The 19492-nt window shown below is 55.2% G+C and carries 20 protein-coding genes; 10 read left to right on the forward strand and 10 right to left on the reverse strand.

All coding sequences use genetic code 11. The annotated features are described in order from the left end of the window. Position 1 precedes the first annotated feature (1 nt). From ALIPUT_RS03180 to ALIPUT_RS03185, 3 genes are read right to left on the reverse strand one after another with little or no spacing between them, the layout of a single operon-like run. Entirely contained in the window at positions 2–1147 is a 1146-nt protein-coding gene (locus ALIPUT_RS03180; RefSeq protein ID WP_004328237.1) for a DNA polymerase III subunit, read from the reverse strand. Position 1148: 1 nt separating this feature from the next. Continuing rightward, a complete protein-coding gene (locus tag ALIPUT_RS12690; RefSeq protein ID WP_004328238.1) occupies positions 1149–1325 on the reverse strand; it encodes a hypothetical protein in 177 nt (58 codons plus the stop codon). A gap of 9 nt (positions 1326–1334) precedes the next feature. Beyond that, positions 1335–2810: a lipopolysaccharide biosynthesis protein gene (locus ALIPUT_RS03185; RefSeq protein ID WP_004328239.1), complete on the reverse strand. Its 1476-nt coding sequence runs from the start codon at positions 2808–2810 to the stop codon at positions 1335–1337. A gap of 497 nt (positions 2811–3307) precedes the next feature. On the opposite strand from ALIPUT_RS03185, the gene ALIPUT_RS03195 reads away from it, so the two are divergent. From ALIPUT_RS03195 to ALIPUT_RS03215, 6 genes are all read left to right on the forward strand, one after another. Further along, on the forward strand, positions 3308–3721 hold the full coding sequence (locus ALIPUT_RS03195) for an OsmC family protein (RefSeq protein ID WP_004328241.1): 414 nt from the start codon (positions 3308–3310) through the stop codon (positions 3719–3721). A gap of 278 nt (positions 3722–3999) precedes the next feature. Further along, entirely contained in the window at positions 4000–5283 is a 1284-nt protein-coding gene (locus ALIPUT_RS03200) for a C10 family peptidase (protein ID WP_004328243.1), read from the forward strand. Further along, positions 5280–6035 (forward strand): hypothetical protein, encoded by a 756-nt coding sequence (locus ALIPUT_RS03205; RefSeq protein WP_147554510.1) that lies wholly within the window; start codon positions 5280–5282, stop codon positions 6033–6035. The genes ALIPUT_RS03200 and ALIPUT_RS03205 overlap by 4 nt, the downstream gene beginning before the upstream one ends. Before the next feature lie 102 nt (positions 6036–6137). Further along, positions 6138–6308: a hypothetical protein gene (locus tag ALIPUT_RS12695; protein ID WP_004328245.1), complete on the forward strand. Its 171-nt coding sequence runs from the start codon at positions 6138–6140 to the stop codon at positions 6306–6308. A 13-nt stretch (positions 6309–6321) separates the two neighbouring features. Then, entirely contained in the window at positions 6322–6996 is a 675-nt protein-coding gene (locus ALIPUT_RS03210) for a hypothetical protein (RefSeq protein ID WP_147554512.1), read from the forward strand. 41 nt (positions 6997–7037) lie between these two features. Then, positions 7038–7772 carry a hypothetical protein gene (locus tag ALIPUT_RS03215; protein ID WP_004328247.1) on the forward strand — a complete coding sequence of 245 codons (735 nt, stop codon included), beginning with the start codon at positions 7038–7040 and terminating at the stop codon, positions 7770–7772. Positions 7773–8054: 282 nt separating this feature from the next. On the opposite strand, the gene ALIPUT_RS03220 is transcribed toward ALIPUT_RS03215, so the two are convergent. Next, positions 8055–8474 (reverse strand): thioredoxin family protein, encoded by a 420-nt coding sequence (locus tag ALIPUT_RS03220; RefSeq protein WP_004328248.1) that lies wholly within the window; start codon positions 8472–8474, stop codon positions 8055–8057. Between the two features lie 36 nt (positions 8475–8510). Next, positions 8511–9545, reverse strand: coding sequence for a dual-specificity RNA methyltransferase RlmN (rlmN, locus tag ALIPUT_RS03225; protein ID WP_004328249.1), 1035 nt, complete (start codon positions 9543–9545; stop codon positions 8511–8513). A gap of 156 nt (positions 9546–9701) precedes the next feature. Between rlmN and ALIPUT_RS03230 the strand changes: the two genes are divergently transcribed. From ALIPUT_RS03230 to ALIPUT_RS03245, 4 genes are all read left to right on the forward strand, one after another. After that, positions 9702–10382 (forward strand): energy transducer TonB, encoded by a 681-nt coding sequence (locus tag ALIPUT_RS03230; protein WP_004328250.1) that lies wholly within the window; start codon positions 9702–9704, stop codon positions 10380–10382. A 119-nt stretch (positions 10383–10501) separates the two neighbouring features. Beyond that, positions 10502–11731 (forward strand): GTPase HflX, encoded by a 1230-nt coding sequence (gene hflX, locus ALIPUT_RS03235; protein WP_040293151.1) that lies wholly within the window; start codon positions 10502–10504, stop codon positions 11729–11731. Positions 11732–11762: 31 nt separating this feature from the next. After that, a complete protein-coding gene (upp, locus tag ALIPUT_RS03240) occupies positions 11763–12416 on the forward strand; it encodes a uracil phosphoribosyltransferase (protein WP_004328252.1) in 654 nt (217 codons plus the stop codon). After that, positions 12400–14262 carry an LTA synthase family protein gene (locus ALIPUT_RS03245; RefSeq protein WP_147554513.1) on the forward strand — a complete coding sequence of 621 codons (1863 nt, stop codon included), beginning with the start codon at positions 12400–12402 and terminating at the stop codon, positions 14260–14262. Before upp ends, ALIPUT_RS03245 begins: the two co-directional genes overlap by 17 nt. Before the next feature lie 68 nt (positions 14263–14330). Here ALIPUT_RS03245 and ALIPUT_RS03250 read toward each other — a convergent pair whose 3' ends face one another. The 5 genes from ALIPUT_RS03250 to ALIPUT_RS03270 form a co-directional block, all read right to left on the reverse strand. Further along, positions 14331–15074 (reverse strand): LytR/AlgR family response regulator transcription factor, encoded by a 744-nt coding sequence (locus ALIPUT_RS03250; protein ID WP_004328254.1) that lies wholly within the window; start codon positions 15072–15074, stop codon positions 14331–14333. Continuing rightward, the gene (locus ALIPUT_RS03255) at positions 15071–16117 is read right to left on the reverse strand and encodes a sensor histidine kinase (RefSeq protein WP_050751471.1); all 1047 of its coding nucleotides are present in this window, start codon (positions 16115–16117) and stop codon (positions 15071–15073) included. Before ALIPUT_RS03255 ends, ALIPUT_RS03250 begins: the two co-directional genes overlap by 4 nt. A gap of 121 nt (positions 16118–16238) precedes the next feature. Then, the gene (locus ALIPUT_RS03260) at positions 16239–17459 is read right to left on the reverse strand and encodes an ABC transporter permease (protein WP_004328256.1); all 1221 of its coding nucleotides are present in this window, start codon (positions 17457–17459) and stop codon (positions 16239–16241) included. A gap of 45 nt (positions 17460–17504) precedes the next feature. Then, positions 17505–18245 carry an ABC transporter ATP-binding protein gene (locus ALIPUT_RS03265; protein WP_004328257.1) on the reverse strand — a complete coding sequence of 247 codons (741 nt, stop codon included), beginning with the start codon at positions 18243–18245 and terminating at the stop codon, positions 17505–17507. Between the two features lie 9 nt (positions 18246–18254). Further along, complete coding sequence (locus ALIPUT_RS03270; protein ID WP_004328258.1) at positions 18255–19445, reverse strand: efflux RND transporter periplasmic adaptor subunit; 1191 nt, start codon at positions 19443–19445, stop codon at positions 18255–18257. Positions 19446–19492: the final 47 nt, after the last annotated feature.

Raw genomic sequence — 19492 nt, forward strand, 5'->3', positions numbered from 1 at the left:
ACTACAATTTTTTAATCATCTTACTCACGCTCAATGCGAAATGGGTGAACACGATGGTCGGGTTCCCGTTTTGCCGGATCTGGGCCATCGCCGATTCGGCCTCCGCGACCAGCGATTCGATGTTCTGGTTTCCGATGAACGGCGCGAAATTGCGGCAGAACTTCGCCTCCTCACCCCACAGGCAGGAGATTTCGCCCAGTCCCGCATGCAGCAGGTAGCTCTCCCGCAAAAGACGCACCGCATTGGTCAGGAAAGCCCGCTGCTGCTCCCGCGAAAGTTGGGCGACCTCTTCGGCCCAGGCCATCAATTCGAGGTGCTTGTCGTTGTAGCTCAACCGCATGAGCGAACAGAAAAATTCGAAATCGTCTTTGCGGAGTTCGTCCCCTTCGCCGCGCAGCAGATGCTCCAGTTCGATCAGGTCGCCCGCAGCCAGCCGGGTAAAGGTACGAATTTTCTCCGGATCGCGCTCCCCACGGCGTTCGAGCTCCGCACGAACCTCTTCATCGGTCAGCCGGGGTACGACCACCTCCTGCGTTCGTGACAGAATCGTGGGCAGCAACAAGTCGGGACGCTCGCTCACCAGCACGAAGAGCGTCTTTTCCCACGGCTCTTCGAGAATTTTCAGAATCTTGTTGGCCGCCTCCTCGTTCATCGTTTCCGGAAGCCATACGATCACGCACTTGTACTTGGCGGCAAAGCTCTTGAACGAGAGCTTGCGGATGATACCGTCGGCTTCGCGGGCCGAAATCGCCCCTTTGAGAGTCCGGCCCAGGTCGAGGCGGTCGTACCACTCCTGCGGCGAGAAATAACCGTTTCGCTCGCTGACGACCTGCCGCCAGAGCGGCATGAAGTCATCGCTCAAAACCGCTTCTCCCGATTTTTTGCCCTGTTTATTGACCGGGAAGACGAAGTGCAGGTCGGGGTGCGCCAGACCGGCGATCTGCCGGCAGTTGGGACATTCGCCGCACGAATCACCGTCGCGGCGGTTCGTACAGTTGAGGTACTGTACATAAGCCAATGCCAGCGGAAGAGCCCCGGCTCCGGGACGTCCCGTGAAGAGCTGGGCATGGCTCACCCGTCCGGCATCGACCCCGCGCACCAGATGACGTTTCAGCTCCCGCTGACCGATGACCTCCGAAAACCGCATTTTACTCCCTGTTCCGCTGCATCCGCCGGAGCCGCTGCCGGACCGCGATGCATAGCATCGCCACCAGAACCAGTCCCAGCGTCAGCGTGCGATCGCGGCCGGGTTCCCACGAAAGGGCCATGACTCCGGTCATGAGCAGCGTGCCGCTGAGCAGCAATATAATCAATTTTTCACTCATCTTTCGTTGCTATTTGTGCCCCCGGTGCATTGCGGAACGGACCAGTGCCCGAAGGTCGATCTTCTCCCGCCGCACGGCATAGTAAAAGTAGAGCAGCAACAAGGCCGCGTAGCAAGCATATCTGGGTACAGCCGGAGCGACTTGGTCATCCACGACGACACTCACGCCGTATAGAACCAGCGCCAACGCCACATATCCCAAAATCCGTCCGGTCTGGTAAGGCATGGGATAAAAACGGCGGTTGAGCCAAAAACTTACCGCAACCATCGCCGCTTCGCTGACTAAACGGGCCCAGGCTGCTCCGTAGTATCCCCAGCGGGGAATAAATGAAAGGCTGCATCCGATCGTAAATATCAGGCCCACAAAGGTAACCACGATAGCCAGCGAGGTTCGCTCCTCCCGTTTGTACCAGAACGACAGATTGAGCCATACGCCGTTGAGGACGTTCGCACCCAACACCACCGGTAAAATGCCGATTCCTTCGCGGAAATCCTTGCCGACGATGAGTCCGAAAAGATCCCGGAAAAAAGCGATTCCCAGGAATATGAACATCGACACCAGTACGTAGTATTTAAGTGCTGCGGCATTCATCTGCAAAAAGTCCGATTTTTTATAATCGGCCAGGAAGAAGGGTTCGGCGGCCAACCGGTACATCTGCACGAAAAGCATGAGCACCATACCGATTTTGACGATCGCTCCGTAAATACCCACTTCGCCCATCGCACCTTCCGGTACGAGGTACTTGATCATCTGGGGGTATATGAATTCGTTGGCCGTGCCTGCGATGCCGCTGACCATCAGCGGCAGTGAATAGACGAGCACCCGCCGCAGCAACTTGCCGTCGATACGGGGCAGAGTGCGGTTCGTCGTGGTGAGAATTGCCAATAGGGTGAGCAGGCTGGCGATCAGGTTGCCCACGAAGACCCAGCCTACGCCGAACGATGTTTCGTAAAAGCCGGCAAGACCGAAGGCCACTGCCAAAACTACCGTAATTACGACGCTGAAGGCCTTGAACCCGACATAGGTCAGGGCCCGTCCCTGTTCCCGCAGGCGTGCAAAGGGAATCGCCGTGCAAACGTCGAGGAAAATGATCGCCGCGACCCATACTACGAAGTCGGGGTTTGCGGCGTAATCCGCTCCCATCCACTCGGAAACCGTCGTGCGGAAGAGGGTTACCAGCCCGAAAAAAAGCAGGGCTGCCAGGGAAGTGATGCCCCATGTGGTAGCGAACAATCGCCGTTTGGCGGCCGTCACGTCGCCGCCCGCTTCGTCGGCTTTGGCTGCAAAACGGAAGTATCCCGACTCCATTCCCATCGTCAGGATCACGAGAGCGAATGGAATCAGGGCATATACGTCCACGGTGATCCCGTAAATGCCCGGGTCGAACACCCGGGTGAAATAGGGTGTCAGCAGGTAGTTCAGGAATCGTACGACGATCGTACTGATGCCGTATATGGCGGTCTGTTTTGCGAGTTTTTCGAGCATAAGTCCTTATGGAGGACAAATGTACGAAATTTATTTCGCTTTCGGTCTCCCGGTCCGGGCAAATATCCGGTCCGGGCGTGCCGCTGTCCGTCGCTGCCCGGATCGGAGAGGACGCGGAACGGGCGGAACGGAATTTCAGGTATGGCGGACCTGTCTTCCGGACTTTCCGAAAAACGATGGTTTTACAAGATGCGGCTCGGGCTGGCTCGACCGACCGACGATCGGAGCGGATGCAGAAGGCTCTCGTGGATTTCGCCGCGCAAGGAGGAGAAATGCTGATCAAGTTTGGCTTGTCACTCACTTTTCCCCATCTTTGACATAGTCTTAGATAGGATGCGCCTCGGAAAACTGGGCCCAAGTTTCCATTTTTCTCTCGGCTTTCCCTATCTTTGCAGAAGATAGGATTCGGTTTGGCAATCTTTTGGGTGCAAGTCCGCACGATTGCCCTCACATTTCACTATCTTTATCAGGAAACATTCACTTAAAAATTTTAGGAAATGGCTACGATTCAAACTTTGTATCTGGGCGATCTGCGGACCGAAATCACGCACGTCCAGTCCGGTAACCGGGTTATCACTGACGCTCCGACCGACAACAACGGCAAAGGCGAATACATCTCTCCGACGGACATGGTTGCTGCAGCTCTGGGAAGTTGTATGCTGACCCTGATGGGGATAGCCGCTCGTCGGCTCGAAATCGACCTGAAGGGAACGCGTGTGGAGATCCAGAAAGTCATGGCCGCCGAACCGCGCCGCATCGCCGAGATCCGGCTCGATTTCTACCTGCCGGGCGATTACAGCGACAAAGACAAGAAAATCCTGCAAGGCGCGGCCGAAACCTGTCCCGTCGGCAAATCGCTCCATCCCGACATCCGGCAGGCGGTCACCTGGCATTACGGCAGTGCGAAATAACGGGGCCGGGAAGATACGGCGGCGACTGTCAAGGGCATCTTCCACCGCGACGTGCGCGACGAAGCCCGAATGCGGTTTGTTTTATTTGATTGCAAATAAAATTGTATTTTATTTGGTAATCAACAAAGAAATGTTTAATTTCGGATCAGGAGGAAAACTTCTTCCGGCCCTGTTCCGGGAATTTTCAGAACTCTCGGAACAGGGTTCGACCGAAAACCCTGAAATTAATCCGTTATGAAACATTTCGGACTTTTTTCGCTATTTTTCGGGTTCTGACTGTGGCTGGCTGTACGGCCGATCCGGGCGCGGAGCCGGGGCCTTTCGGTGAAAACCCTCCGACTGCTGAAAATCCGCATGCAGTCCCTGTCGAACAGGCTCTCGAAGAGTTGCAATCCGTCCTCGAAGAGATCGATACTCCCGCGGAAGATGGCGCTGTCACCCGCAGCGAAGCCACGGCCGACGTGGAGGATCTGCTCTACATCGTCAATTTCGAGAACGAGGCGGGCTATGCCATTCTGGGGGCCGACGACCGGTTGGAGCCGGTCTATGCGGTTGTCGATGAAGGAAGCCTCACGACCGAAGATTTCCGGTATGCCGTAACGGTTACTCCCGAGCAGGCCGAAGCGGACGGTGAATTGGTATTCCCCCTGCAAATGGTTGCACAGGCCGCGATCATTGGAATCGAAAATGCCGATATAGATGCTGATGGAGGAGTCGCACCTATGAGCGACGACGGGCGTCACACGGGGGATTTAGGAGGCAATGTTTTAAGAGAGGAATACACTCCGTTCGTTGTTCAAGAAAGGATAGGACCGCTGATTCCGGTAAAATGGGGGCAGGGGGCACCGTATAATGTTTGTTGTCCTTTGGTCCATGGACAATCTCCTGTTGCTGGTTGCGGAGCCATTGCTGCCGCACAAGTAATGGTATCGAATTATTGGAATTATGGATACGCTCCGAAATCAATAGGAAAAACTGCGATCGATTGGACTTTGATAAGACGAACCATATTGAGTCCAAAACTTGTATCTTCAGGAATAAATGGAATGCCAAGTCCTGAAGGTTACGCAGTGGCTATGCTAATCGCTGCTGTGGGAATAGATATTGACACTGAATATGGCTTGGAAGAGAGCATGGCATATGCTTATGATTTACAAGGTTTTTTAATCCGTATGCCCTCCAAAAATGTCACTTACGAAACATATAAGAACAGTTGTGTGCGAAATATGTTACATGACCAACAAAAAGCAACCATTATGAGGGGAGTTCATATAGAGAATGGCGAAAAAAAGGCACATTTTTGGAATTTGGATGGATGGCTCTATCGTACAAGATACATAAAAACATATTACCGTAATGGTACTGTTTCTCAAAGAGGACCTTTCGGACAAACTCTTGTCCATTGCAATTTCGGGTGGGAAGGAGTTGCAGACGGATATTATTACGATGGAATATTCGATTTGAGCAAAGGTCCGGTTATGCCGGAAGATTCGGATGCCGGTACTCCAGCTTCTAGATATTACAAAGATTTAAGTATATTTACTTATACGTTAGTATTATGAATATTGGAAAAATAATCTGCCTGTTATTGATAATCCCGTTGTGCTGCGGATGTAACGAACACGAAACATCTTCTGCCCCTTCATTTCGACAATGCTTTATCGAAGTTTATTACAGCGGAGGTTTAGAATTACCAATGCTCCAAACCGGGTATTTTGGAACACAACCTACCGTTCCGCCACAAAATTTACAAACAGGATTTGTCATAACTCCGAATTACTCACACAATAACATGTGTGATTCGTTCTCCGATCCGGAAGAGTTTCTGCGATTAGCAACACGCAACGATGATACGTCATTCAATCAATGGGTTCCGGACCATCTCTGTCTTCGCACCCCTGCTTTTGCTAATAACTTCCGAGAGCTGCATGTTGTGAGTAATGCCGATTGGGACGAAGAGCATCCTGCCGGTAGTCTGCTGGATGATATTCTACTTGTGCGACTTTATTCCTATGCCAATTTTATTCACGAAGGATATCCCGGGAAAAACGACAATACGTTTCTATCCAAAAGGAAGTATTTGTCTGTAATTAAAAAGTTAATGTCGGAGCTGACGCCTGCGGATATGGAAATGATTTACTGTTGTGAAGTCAACGATTTTTCCACTGATACATTATATCCCGTGATTGTTTTCACCAGCGCCCCGACGCTCGAAAAAGAGCATACATTGACACTTCGCTGGACGACCGTCGAGGGCGATGTCAAGACTGCCTCGGTCACCTGCACGCCGGAGGTCGATCCTGCGTTGCAATAAATAGCCGACAGGAACAGCATAATATAAGGTCGAACTTCAATACGGGCTAAAATTCTTGCCGCTCCAGTCCTGTTTCGCAAGAAAGACGCTCTAGACAAACGTTTGATCCATTGCAATTTCGGATGGGGAGGGACAGCCAACGGGTATTATTACTACGGAGCTTTCGATCTGCGCAACGGACCGGAGGCCGGTTATGACGGTGAGGACACGAGTTCGTCCAGCGACAAGTATTACGATATGGAATTGATAGTCACTTACACCAATTGTCCTTAAAAAACGTATGATTATGACACGAAAAAACTTGATATTATTGTTGTTCTCACTCCTGACACTGAACTCCTGCAACAAACATGAAGGTCCGGAGTTGAGGTTTTGCGAGAACTACATCCAAAACTATTGTCAGGGGGATTTGGTATTGCTGTCCCGAAGTCCGGACCGCCCCCCCCCGCAAATCCCGGCAGACCCGCAAACCCCCATACGCAATTTTTGGATAGAATTGACCGATTGCGAGTGGATTTCCCCCGAAAGCGACCCTCAGGAGTTCGAACGCCTGGCGATTCGCAACGGGGACGTCGGTTATAACCGCTGGCTCGAGTTTTGGGAGTACCCCTCTGCTTTTGCCGATAATTTTCAGACAATGCATATTACCAGCAATGCCGACTGGGATGAAGAGCATCCGGCGGGGACATTGCTGGACGATATCCTGTGGGCCGAATTTTGGTCCTACGCCGATTATATCCGTAGCGGATACGAAACAGGGGGCGGCAACAATGTACAGATGCTCGTCGAGGATTTGAAAGCCGACGATATGCAGATGATACGTGACTATGTGATTATCTATTTCACAAAGACCCCGACCATTGATCCCATTCACACGCTCACTGTCGAATGGACCACCGTCGAGGGGGAGGTCAAGACCGCCTCGCTCACTTGCCGGCCGCAGGTCAATGCGAAAGAATAACCTGCGTGCAGTCACGTACGATTTAACAAGATAGAAGAGCCATGAAAAAGAGTTTATTGCTATTGTTGCTGCCGTTTTTATGCGGATGTTCGGAAAAGGAAGAGCCGATCGGAGGACCTGTCATCGGACCTACTTATTTGATAGCCCGTTACGTGGAAGGAGATATGAAGCTGGACTATATTCCCCGGACCGCTGCGACGGACGGCAAATCGAATACGCTTTACATAGACTGGGCCGACACCGAAGAGTATTATAATCCGGATATGGAGAAATACAATCTTGGCCGGCAAGAGTTCTGGACTCCCGAAAACAAGGCGAAATATCTCGAAATCGCAAAAAGAAACGGGGATGAAATCGGTGCGTACGAGGGCGGCACGCCTCCCGGTCTGTATTTCGGCGATCAGATTGCCCTTGCCGATAATTTCACTTCGATGCATATCACGAGCGATGCCGACTGGGATGAGGAGCATCCGGCCGGCAAACCGCTCGACGACCTGTTCCGGGTATCGGTGCGGAGTTGGAAACAGAGGGATGAATACGGGGCCCCGCTTCTTTGCCGCGAGAGGATGGATCGGATCGGGCCGGAACATTTGCAGATGATCCCTTTCAATCCGAAGAATCCGTGGGACGGCCGGAAGAATTTGCGGCCGATCGAAATCGAACCGCTTGCCGAGCCTGCGTCGGAGCAACATCACCGATTGACGCTCACGATGACCACCACCGACGGACGTACAAAATCGACTTCGATCGACTATCCGCCGAAAACGGGACTATAGCCGACCTTATACTGTAGCCCGATCAATCGGACCGGCGGGAACAGGTAACTTCAGGTAATATTAATTGCTGCCGGGGGTTGTCTGTATGGGGAAATTATCTCCGAGGAAACTTGACTGTACCTGTCGCCGGGAACAGCGGCGCAACGTCCGTTGCAAGCAAAATTTCGGGACATGAAACAGAATAATCTGATGTCAAGTCGTATTCAGAGCACGAAGGAAAAGGAGAACGGAAACGATCCTCATACAGGAATCGTTTCCGTTCTTTATTACATCCGCCGGTCGCTATTTCTTCCCGGTTTCGGCGATGATCTTCCGAAGGGCGGCGGTAAACTCTTCGGCCGGCATGGATCCTGTTATCTTGCCCAGCAGGTCGCCCTCGGTATTGAATACGAGGTAGGTCGGGATCGACCGTATGCCGTGTTTGCCTGCCAGGGCTTTCCCGGTCGGTTTGTCGATGTCGTACTTGGCCGCGACGAAATATTCGTCCATAAAGTCGCCCACCTCCTTTTTCGAGAAGACGTCGCGCTCCATCGCCTTGCAGGGGCCGCACCAGGTGGCGTATAAATCGATGAAAACCAATTTGTCTTGAGCGATGGCCTCTTTGCGGACCGCATCGGTCGAAGAGTCCAGGAACCGTACCTGCGCGTCGGCTGCGGCGCTGATGCCCAGCACGAGTAAAAGGGTAAAAAGAATTTTTTTCATTTTCGTATTTTATTAAGAATAACGAAACGGGTGCTGCTAAAATTGTGCCGCCTCGTTCTGCGCCGTACTCAACAGGCCGCAGGCCGCTTGGATATCTTCGCCGCGAGAGGTGCGGATGGTCGTGTGTATGCCTTTGGCGGTCAGAGCATCACGGAACGCGATCATGGCCCGGTCGTCGGGGGAGAAATAAGGCGATCCGGGAATTTTATGGAAACGGATCAGGTTGATCCGGCACTTGATGCCGTCCAGCAGGCGGCATAGCTCGCGGATGTGACGCGGAGAGTCGTTCAGGCCGCTCATGACGATGTATTCGAACGATACCCGCCGCTGGTGCGTGAAATCGTATCGGCGCAGGATTTCCACGACTTCGCGGATCGGCCATGCCTTCTCTATGGGCATGATTTCGGCCCGTTCGTGCGGAAAGGGGTTGTGCAGGCTCACGGCCAGATGCACCTGGGTCGCCTCCAGAAATCGTTCGAGCCGGGAGGCTACACCGGCGGTCGAAACCGTGATTCGTGTGGGCGACCAGCCGAATCCCCACGCCGAAGTGAGGACTTCGAGCGCCGGCAGCAGACTGTCCAGGTTGTCGAGCGGTTCGCCCATGCCCATGAAAACGACGTTGGTGAGCCGTTCCCGTTCGGGCAGCGACTCGATCTGGTTGAGGATTTCGTTCGTCGAAAGGGAGTGCTGGAGCCCCTGTCGTCCAGTTGCGCAGAAACGGCAGCCCATACGGCAGCCCGCCTGCGACGAGATGCAGAGCGTCGCCCGGTCACCGTCGGGGATGTAGGCCGATTCGATGAAATGGTTCTGCGAGGTACGATAGAGGTATTTTTTCGTGCCGTCGGTCGAAATGCTGACTTTTTCGGGAGCGGTGAGTCCGACTTCGTACGTTTCGGCGAGCAGGGCCCGGTGCCGGGCGGATAGATCGCTCATCGCCTCGATCGTTGTCGCGTGCTTGTCGTAAAGCCAGCGTGCGATCTGTTTCGCCGCGAAACGGGGCATCTCCAACCGGTTGCAGAGAGCTTCCAATTGGGGCAGGGTTTGTCCGTAAAGATATTCGTGTCGGGGCATGGAAAGCGGTCGTGAGGGAGTTTTCGGGAACAAAATTAGTCAAAAATAAAGATTTTTCAGACCGAAAGCGCTGTTTTTGATTTTTTATCCCTATATTTGTCGGTAGTTAGTGTGCCTTCGGGTCACTTGAAAGGATAACAATAAACAGGAACAATAATGGAAATTAAGAAATCACCGAAAGCCGACCTGGAGAACAAACGGGGTCTTTTCCTTGAAATCGGTTTGGTCGTGGCGTTGGTACTTGTTATTGGTGCATTCGCCGTGACTCCGAAGGAACATCGTATCGAGAAAGTCGATCTTGGCTATGCTCCCGTCGAAGTGGAAATTGTCGAGGTTACCCGCGAGGACCAGAAGCCGCCCGAAGCTCCCAAGAAAGTCGATATGGCCGTCGTGAGCGACATGCTGGAAGTCGTAACCAACGATACCAAGATCGAAACGGAGATCGATTTTGCGGAGTTTGATGTGAACCAGGCGATCGAGGTGGCTCCCGTTCAGACCGAGGAGGTCTTCGAAGAGGAGATTTTCATCGTCGTGGAGGAGAAAGCGTCTTTCATGGGCGGCGACGAAGGTACTTTCCGCAACTGGGTGCAGCAGCGTGTGAAATACCCCGCGATCGCTCAGGAAAACGGCATCCAGGGTAAGGTAACCATCTCGTTCGTGGTGAATACGGACGGTTCCGTATCCAATATCGAGGTGTTGAGAACCCCCGACAGGACCTTGTCGGACGAGGCGGTACGTATTATCAAATCTTCTCCGAAATGGACCGCCGCCAAGCAGCGTAACAAGTCGGTTCGTCAGAAGTTCGTCATTCCGATCGATTTCCGTATTTCGGATTAAGGTTTGTTTGAAACATTTGATAAGGGTATCCTGCGTGAAGCCGGGATACCCTTATTTTCACCGTGCAGGAAGATGTGTCTTTCCGAAGGCGCATAGTCGTGCAGAAATCGTATGGCAGATTGGAACAGAATAAGAATAAAGAGATTGTAACGAAGAACGATCGACCCGCTTCCGGGGCCGGGTTCGAACGGGCCGTACTGGTCGCGGTCATCCGGGATCAACAGGATCCGCGTCAGGCGGAAGAGTACCTCGCCGAATTGGAATTTTTGGCTGAAACGGCCGGTATCGTAGGTGTCCGTCGTTTTACGCAGCGCCTTCCGCAGCCGTCGGCCCGTATTTATGTCGGTCCGGGGAAACTGGAGGAGATCGCTGCCTATTGCAAGGAGGAGGAGATCGACGTGGCGATTTTCGACGACGAACTCTCTCCGTCGCAGACGCGCAACATCGAGGCGGCCATGCCCTGCCGGATTCTCGACCGCACGCGTCTGATTCTCGATATTTTCATGTCGCGGGCGCAGACGGCCTATGCCAAGACCCAGGTGCAGTTGGCCAATTACCAGTATATGCTCCCGCGTCTGTCGGGTATGTGGACGCACCTGGAGCGGCAGCGGGGCGGCACGGGAACGCGCGGCGGTGCCGGCGAGCGCGAGATCGAAACGGACCGTCGAATCATCCGCAACCGGATCAGCAAACTCAAGGAGGATCTGCAAAAGATCGACCGTCAGATGGCTGTCCAGCGATCGAACCGGGGTTCGATGGTGCGTGTGGCGTTGGTGGGTTATACCAACGTCGGCAAATCGACCCTGATGAACCTGATTTCGAAAAGCGAGGTGTTCGCCGAAAACAAACTCTTCGCCACGCTCGATACGACGGTGCGAAAGGTGGTTTTCGACAACCTGCCTTTCCTGCTGTCGGATACCGTGGGTTTCATCCGCAAATTGCCGACCGAACTGATCGAGTCGTTCAAATCGACCCTCGACGAGGTGCGTGAAGCCGACCTGTTGCTGCACGTGGTCGATATTTCGCATCCGCAGTTCGAGGACCAGATCGCCGTGGTGAAGCAGACGTTACAGGATATCGGTGCCGGGGATAAACCGGTTTATCTGGTTTTCAACAAGGTGGACGCTTATACTTATGTGGAGAAGGAGCCTGACGACCTGACGCCTTCCACACGTGAAAATCGTTCGCTCGAAGACCTGAAACAGAGCTGGATCGCCCGGGCCAATACGCCCTGCATCTTTATTTCGGCAGTCGAGAAGATCAATATCGAGAAGCTGCGTTCGGATCTGTACGGCATGGTCCGTGAAATCCATTCGGGCCGCTATCCATTCAACAACTTCCTCTATTGACCTGAAACAAAAGTTAAATAAATACAACCTTATGTTGCACATTCTCAACAGTCAGAACACCATTCTCAACAAGTTTGTCGCCGAAATCCGCGACAAGTCGATTCAGAAGGATTCGATGCGTTTCCGCCGTAATCTGGAGCGTATCGGAGAGGTCATGGCCTATGAAATATCGAAAACGTTCGAGTATGCGGTGAAAGTGGTCGAAACTCCGCTGGGCGAGGCTTCGGTAGCGATGATCTCCGACCAGGTCGTGATCGCTACGATCCTTCGTGCGGGACTTCCTTTCCATCAGGGATTCCTGAACTACTTCGACGACGCGCAGAACGCTTTCGTTTCGGCTTATCGCAAGAGTACCAAGGACGGCAAGTTTACCGTCAAGGTCGAATACATCTCGTGTGGCGAGCTGGAGGGCAAGACTTTGCTGCTGGTCGATCCCATGCTGGCTACCGGTTCTTCCCTCGTGCTGGCCTACAATGCGCTGTGCGAACGGGGCGGGCAGCCCGCGCATACCCATGTCGCGGCGGTTATCGCCAGCGAACAGGGGGTCGAATATGTGGAGAAGAATATGCCCAAGCGCACGACCACGATCTGGTGTGCTGCGGTGGACGAGGAATTGACTTCGCGGGCTTATATCGTGCCGGGTATCGGCGATGCGGGCGATCTGGCTTATGGTGAGAAGATCTGACGTGCGACGCCTGTTGTTTCTGGGGGCCGTTTTCTGTACGACAGTAGGTTGGATGCTGTTGCAGAAGCCGGCTTTCCTGCTTTTCTACCATGCCCGGGCAGCAGAGGCCTCTTTCGGGGAGTGGCTCGGAGTTCTTTGGCACGGACTCTCGCTCGATTGCACGGTGGCGGGTTACGTCACCGCTTTTCCGGTACTTGTCGTGCTGGCATCGTTCTGGATTCCCCTTTCGCAGCGGGTGTGGCGGATCGTTCTGACGGTCTATTTTTCGCTGATCGCACTGGTGACGGCCGCGATCTTCGCCGTCGATCTCAACCTGTACGGCTATTGGGGCTTTCGGCTCGACGGTTCGGTGCTGATCTACCTTTCCGATCCTGGGGAGGCGCTTGCGAGTGCCAGTTGGGGCGAAGTTCTGCGGCAGATTTTAATCATGCTGGTCTATGCCGGGGCGATGATCTGGAGTTACCGGTGGATTTTACGGCTTTTCCGGGTCGAACCCGTTCCCCTGCGGGGCCGGGTCGTCCCGACGGTTGCGGCGCTGCTGATCGGCGGCTTGACTTTTCTGGCGATCCGGGGTGGCGTGACGGTCGCCACGGCGAATGTCAGCAAGGTCTATTTCAGCTCGAACATGTTCCTGAACCACGCTGCGACGAACCCCGTTTTTTCGTTTCTCTCCTCGGTCGGGGACAATGAGAACTATGCCGAGGCTTATCCGTTCTTCGAAGAGGAGCGGCGGAAGACTCTTTTCGAAGAGTTGCGGGGCAACCGTCCCGGGGCCGATGCCGGTACGCCCCGACTGCTGCGCAGCGACCGGCCGAACGTCGTACTGATCCTGCTGGAGAGCTTCGGCCGAACGATCATGGACGAAACGGTGAACGGCGAGCCTGTGATGCCCAACATGCAGCGTTTCAAGCGGGAGGGTGTCTGGTTCGAAAACTTCTTCGCCAATTCGTTCCGTACCGACCGGGGACAGGTGGCCGTCCTGTGCGGATTTCCGGCCCAAACGACCATGTCGATCATGAAGCTGCCGCGAAAAAGCGCCACGCTGCCTTCGCTGGCCCGTTCTCTCGGCCGGGAAGGTTATCGTTCGGTATTCATGTACGGCGGCGACCTGAACTTCACCAACCAGGCTTCGTTCATGTATTCGACCGGCTGGGAGGAGCTGATCTGGCAGAAGGATATGCAGCTCGACGCCCCGACTTCGAAATGGGGCTATGCCGACGACGTGGTGGTCGATCTTTTCGGGGACGAGGTGGAAGCGCTGGGCAGAGAGGAACAACCGTTTCTGGCGGGTCTGCTGACCCTTTCGAGCCATGAGCCGTTCGAGGTGCCGTTCGCAAAATTCGATGACAAGCTGTTGAATGCCATGGCCTTCTCCGATGCACAGATCGGACGTCTGATCGACCGGCTGCGGGAGTCGCCCGTGTGGGACAATTTATTAGTGGTGCTGGTCGCCGATCACGGCTACCCCTATCCGTACGATCTGGCCTACAACGCTCCGCTGCGACACCGGATTCCGATGATTTGGCTCGGAGGCGCACTTGCGACCGCCTCCCGAACAGTAGATACGTATGCCTCGCAAATCGACATTTGCGCTACGCTTCTGGCGCAGATGGGCCTTCCGCACGACGAATTCGATTACAGCAAGAATATTTTCGGAGCGACTCCGCCCCATAAGTTTGGTTACTACTGTTTCAGCGACGGGTTCGGCGTGATCGACGCCGACGGCGAAACGGTCTATGACAATACGGGCGAAACGGTGCTTTCTCAAACCGGCCCGCAGTCCGAAAGGTTGGAGTGGGGCAAGGCGATGTTGCAGACCACTTACGAAGATATCGGGCGGCGCTGATCCGAAGGGATCGGTACGGAAAAGGTCATCGCGGAAACGATGACCTTTTTTCGTGGGTGGAGGTAGGCTTATTTATCGCTTTTGGGCATTAGGGAGCGGGCTTCCAGAAATGCGTAAAAAGCCTCCTTGTAGCCGTCTGAAACGGGGATGTACGTTTTGCCGAAGACGATCCGGCCCCGCTCGATGATTCGGATTTTGGAGGGTTGGACGATGTAGGAGCGGTGTACCCGGACGAAACGTTCGGCGGGTAGTTGTTCTTCCAACGTCTTGAGGCTTATGAGCGACAGCACGGGGCGGGGTTCGTCTTCGACGTAAATCTTTACGTAGTCCTTGAGTCCTTCGATGTAGAGGATTTTATCTAATTCGATCTGCCGAAGCCGGTATTCGGTCTTGACGAAGATGCTTCCGGGCCCAGCTTCTGCAGGCGATGGTTTGCCGACGCTGCGGCGCTTGAGTTCGAACCATTCGAAGGCTTTGTTGGCGGCCGTCAGGAAGTCGGCATAGCTGATCGGCTTGAGCAGGTAGTCCACCGCACCCACGCGGAATCCTTCGACGGCGTATCGGTCGAAAGCCGTCGTGAAGACGACCCGGGTCCGGGTCGGGAGCATCCGCGAGAGCTCCATGCCGCTGAGTTCCGGCATCTGGATATCGCAGAAAAGCAGGTCCACCGGTTCGGTTTTCAGGGCCTCGAGTGCCGTGATGCCTCCGTTGTAAGCTCCCTTCAATTCCAGAAAGGGGGTTTTCCGCACGTAGCTTTCGAGCAGTTCGACCGCCAGCGGCTCGTCGTCGATAATGGCGCAGGTCAGTTTCATCGGTCGGTCAGGTTAATGCGGAGCAGGGTTTCGTACGTGTCGCCGTGTTGTCCGTATTTCATTTCGTAACGCCCGGGATAGATCATTTCGAGCCGCCGGCAAAGGTTCGCAAGCCCGATGCCCGAGCCGCTGCGGTCGGCCTCCGATTTGGGGAAGAAGCTGTTCTCGATCCGGCAGGCGAGTACTCCTTCCTCTTCCCGGATGTCGATGTCGATGAACGAAGGGCGGTCGTTGCTTACGCCGTGCTTGAAAGCGTTTTCGACCAGCGAGATGAAGAGCAGCGGCGCCACGAGGGTATGCGACGGATTTTCGGGCAGCGAAACATCGAGCCGCACATGGCGCGGCAGGCGGATGCGCATCAGCTCGATGTAATTGCCCAGGAAGTCCATTTCGGCCTTGAGAGGTACCGTCGGCCGGCTGCTGTCGTAGAGTACGTACCGCAGCAGGCGGCTCAGGTCGTGCACCGTTTGCTGGGCCCGGTCGGGATCGAGCTGGATGAGCGAATAGATGTTGTTGAGCGTGTTGAATAGGAAATGGGGGTTGAGCTGGCTCTTGAGGTTTTGCAGCTCCGCTTCGGAGCGGCTGCGCTCCAAGTCCTTGCGGATGTTTTCGGCCCGGTACCACTGTCCCGTCATCCGGATGGCGACGCTCACTCCGACTACCAGCAGGTAGAGCATGGCATTGCGCAGGAAGAAGAACATCGTATCCTGCCACGGACGCTCCATCGGCGGATGGTGGGGGCGCGGCGGTATTCCGAAGCGGAAGAAAAGGTGTACGAGTAGCATGACTCCGGCCACGAGCAGCGCATTAGCGAGCAGGAATCGCCCCACATGCCGCGTGAAAAGGTAGCGGTCGATCAGCAGGAGGTAGTTCACGTAAAATACTGCCATGAAGGAGAGGGGAACCACCAGAAACCGCACGTATTCCTGCATGTTCATAACGGGTTCGCGGCCGCCCGGTACGAAGAGGGGAAGGCCGAAAACCACGCTCCAGGCCGCCAGGTGGAGCCAGAAGCCCGTATGTCTGGATTGCAGGGATGTCATCCTGTTGCAAATATAGGAATTATCCGGGTATTTCATGCTTCTTTTTCTGTATGGCGACGGCTGTTTCGGATTCGGCCGGTTTTCCGAAAAAATAGGGTCGGTATCTTATCCTGAAAAGCGGTTATTCGTAGCGCAGTGCGTCGATGGGGTTGAGCATCGCGGCTTTCTGGGCCGGGTACCATCCGAAGAAGATGCCTGTAAGGGTGCAGACGGCGAACGAAAGGAAAACGCTCCAGGGCTGGATATAGATCGGGAATGCCGCGAAGATATTGACGAGTACGGCGGCGCCCACGCCGACGAGGATGCCGATCACGCCGCCCGTGACGCTGATCAGGATCGATTCGATCAGGAACTGCGCCAGAATATCGCGCCCTTTGGCTCCGATACTCATGCGCAGGCCGATTTCCCGGGTGCGTTCGGTCACCGAGACATACATGATGTTCATGATGCCGATGCCGCCCACGAGCAGCGAAATGCCCGCCACGGCCGCCAGCAGCAGGGTCATCATGTCGGTCGTCGAAGTGAGCATCGACGAAAGCTCCTGCTGGGAGCGGATCGTGAAGTCGTCTTCGTCGGTCGCCTTGAGCTTGTGGTTGGTCCGCAGGATTTGCGTGATCTCCTCGATGGCCTGGTCGGTATATTCTTCGCTCAATGCCGAGCAGGTGATCGATTGCAGGTGGGTGATGGCGAGGATTCGCTTCTGAACTGTGGTGTAGGGGGCCAGAATCAGGTCGTCCTGGTCCATACCCATACTGTTATAACCCTTGCTCTCGAGTACGCCGACGATGCGTAGCGGAATCTTTCCGAAACGGATCACTTTGCCCACAGGACTTTCTCCGTCCGGAAAAAGCTCGTCCACGACCGATTTGCCCACCAGACATACCTTGGCGGCGGTCTTGACGTCCTGTTCCGAGAAGATGTCCCCGTCCTCGACTTTGTAGCGCCGAATGTCCAGGTATTCGGGGCTGATACCGTAAACGGTCGTCGGCGTGTTGTTGGCACCGAAGATGGCCTGCCCGGAACTGTTGACCGAAGGCGAAATGTAGCTGATATAGCGCGCCTGCGCCTGAATGTCTTCCAAGTCCTTGAGCTTGAGCGACTCCATGTCCGCCGCGTCGAGCCGCACACCGCCCCGCCGGTCGCCGCCGGGATGGATCATGATCATGTTCGATCCCATTTCGCTGATCTGGGCCTGAATGCTCCGTTTGGATCCCTGTCCGATCGCCAGCATCGTGATTACCGACCCCACGCCGATGATGATGCCCAGCATGGTGAGGAATCCGCGCAGTTTGTTGTTGCTGAGTGCTTTGAAGGCTATTTTGAAAAGATTCGTGAGGTTCATGGTCTGCTCGTGTTTCCGTGCTCGGGTTCGGATGGATGGTTTGTTTTAGTCGTCGGTTGCGGGCAGTTTCGCCAGAGCTTCGGCAGCGCTCAGGATCTCTTCGTTGCGGACGTCGCTTATGATGTGTCCGTCGCGCAGGGTTACGTTGCGGCTGCTGTAACGGGCGATTTCGGGGTTGTGCGTTACGAAGATGATCGTGCGGCCCTGGGCGTGGAGCTGCTGGAAGAGCACCAGCACTTCGAAGCTGGTGCGGGTGTCGAGGTTGCCCGTCGCTTCGTCCGCGAGGATGACGGCGGGGTCGTTGACCAGTGCCCGCGCGATCGCCACGCGTTGCATCTGGCCGCCCGACATCTGGTTGCTCTTATGCAGCATGCGGTCGCCCAGACCGACGTTGCGAAGCGCCTGTTCGGCTCGTTCCCGTCGCTGCGCGGCCGAGTAGGTCGAGTTGTACATGAGCGGCAGTTCGACGTTCTCCAGCGCCGTAGTTTTGGCCAGCAGATTGTAGTTCTGGAAGACGAAACCGATCTTGCGGTTGCGCAGTGTGGCACGGGCGTTCTTGTCCATCGAGCGCACGGCGATTCCGTCCAGGTAGTATTCGCCCGAGGTAGGCGTGTCGAGGCAGCCGAGCGTGTTCAGCAGCGTCGATTTTCCCGATCCCGAGGTGCCCATGATCGTCACGAACTCTCCTTCGGTGATCGTCAGCGAAATTCCGCGCAGTGCGTGCACCACCTCGTCGCCGACGACGAAATCCCGTCGTATGTTGTCCAATCGGATGACCTCTTTCATCGTCGTTCGCTATTTTTTCTTGTCGTTGCTTCCCGGAGGTCCCGGCATGAAGGGGCTGCGCTCGATGGCGGCAGTCTCCTCGCGGGGCTTGGCCGTTACCAGTCCGGTAACGATCTCCTCGCTGCCCGTGAGCCCTTCGGTGATTTCGGTCATGTCGCCGCTGGCAGCGCCTGCATATACCCGGCGGGGGCGGAGCGTCGTTCCCTCCTTCACCCACAGTTCCCTGCTTCCCGGAGCCGCCTGACTGTCCGTTTCGACTGCGGTCAATCCGATCTCTCCCAACAGTTCCGCATTGGGAACGAAGCGCAGGGCTTTGGTCGGGACGGCTGTTGCGTCGTCTTTTTCGAGCGTGAAGATCGTCACGTTGGCCGTAAGTCCCGGTTTGAGTTTCAGGTCGGGATTCGGAGCGTCGATGACCACTTCGTAGGTGACCACGTTCGATTCGGTCGTGGCTTCGAGCCGTACCTGGAGGACCGTCCCCTCGAACGTGTCGTCCGGATAGGCATCTACGGAGAACTGTACCCGCTGGCCGTCGGCGACCTGGCCGATGTCGGCTTCGTCCACATCGGCCACGACCTGCATCTGTGTCAAGTCGTTGGCGATGGTGAAGAGCGTCGGGGTTTCGAATCCGGCAGCCACCGTCTGGCCCTCTTCGACGGCACGGCTGATGACCACGCCGTCGATCGGCGAGGTGATGGTCGCATAACCCAGGTTGCGCTTTACCTTGACCATTGCCGCCTGGCTCTGCTCGTAGGCGTTGCGGGCCGTTTCGTAGAGGTAAAAAGCCTGGTCGTACTCTGCATCGCTCACCAGTTGTTTTTCATGCAGGGTCTTGGTGCGGGCGTAGTTCTTGGTCTGGTATTCGTATTCGGTTTTGCTGCTGGCGAGTTGTGCCTGAGCCGATTCGAGTTCGGCCTGTAGGGTCACCTTGTCCATTTCGGCGATCAGTTGTCCGGCTTTCACCTGGTCGTTGTAGTCGGCATAGAGCTTGTCGATGATGCCCGATACCTGCGTGCCGACCTCGACCTGCGTAACCGGCTCGACCGTTCCGGTCGCCGTCACCGAGTTGCGGATGGTGATATGGCTTATGGGGGCGGTTTCGAGCAGGACTTTCGGCCCTTTCGAGGGGCGTGCGATCAGCCAGATGCAGACGCCTGCGGCTACTACGCCCGCCGCTATGAGCAGATTCCGTTTTTTCATATCTTCGATTATCGATTTATCCGGTGCGGCCCCGCTTGGCGGAACCC

The organism is Alistipes putredinis DSM 17216 (genome assembly GCF_000154465.1).
In the GTDB taxonomy this organism is placed as follows: Bacteria; Bacteroidota; Bacteroidia; order Bacteroidales; family Rikenellaceae; genus Alistipes; species Alistipes putredinis.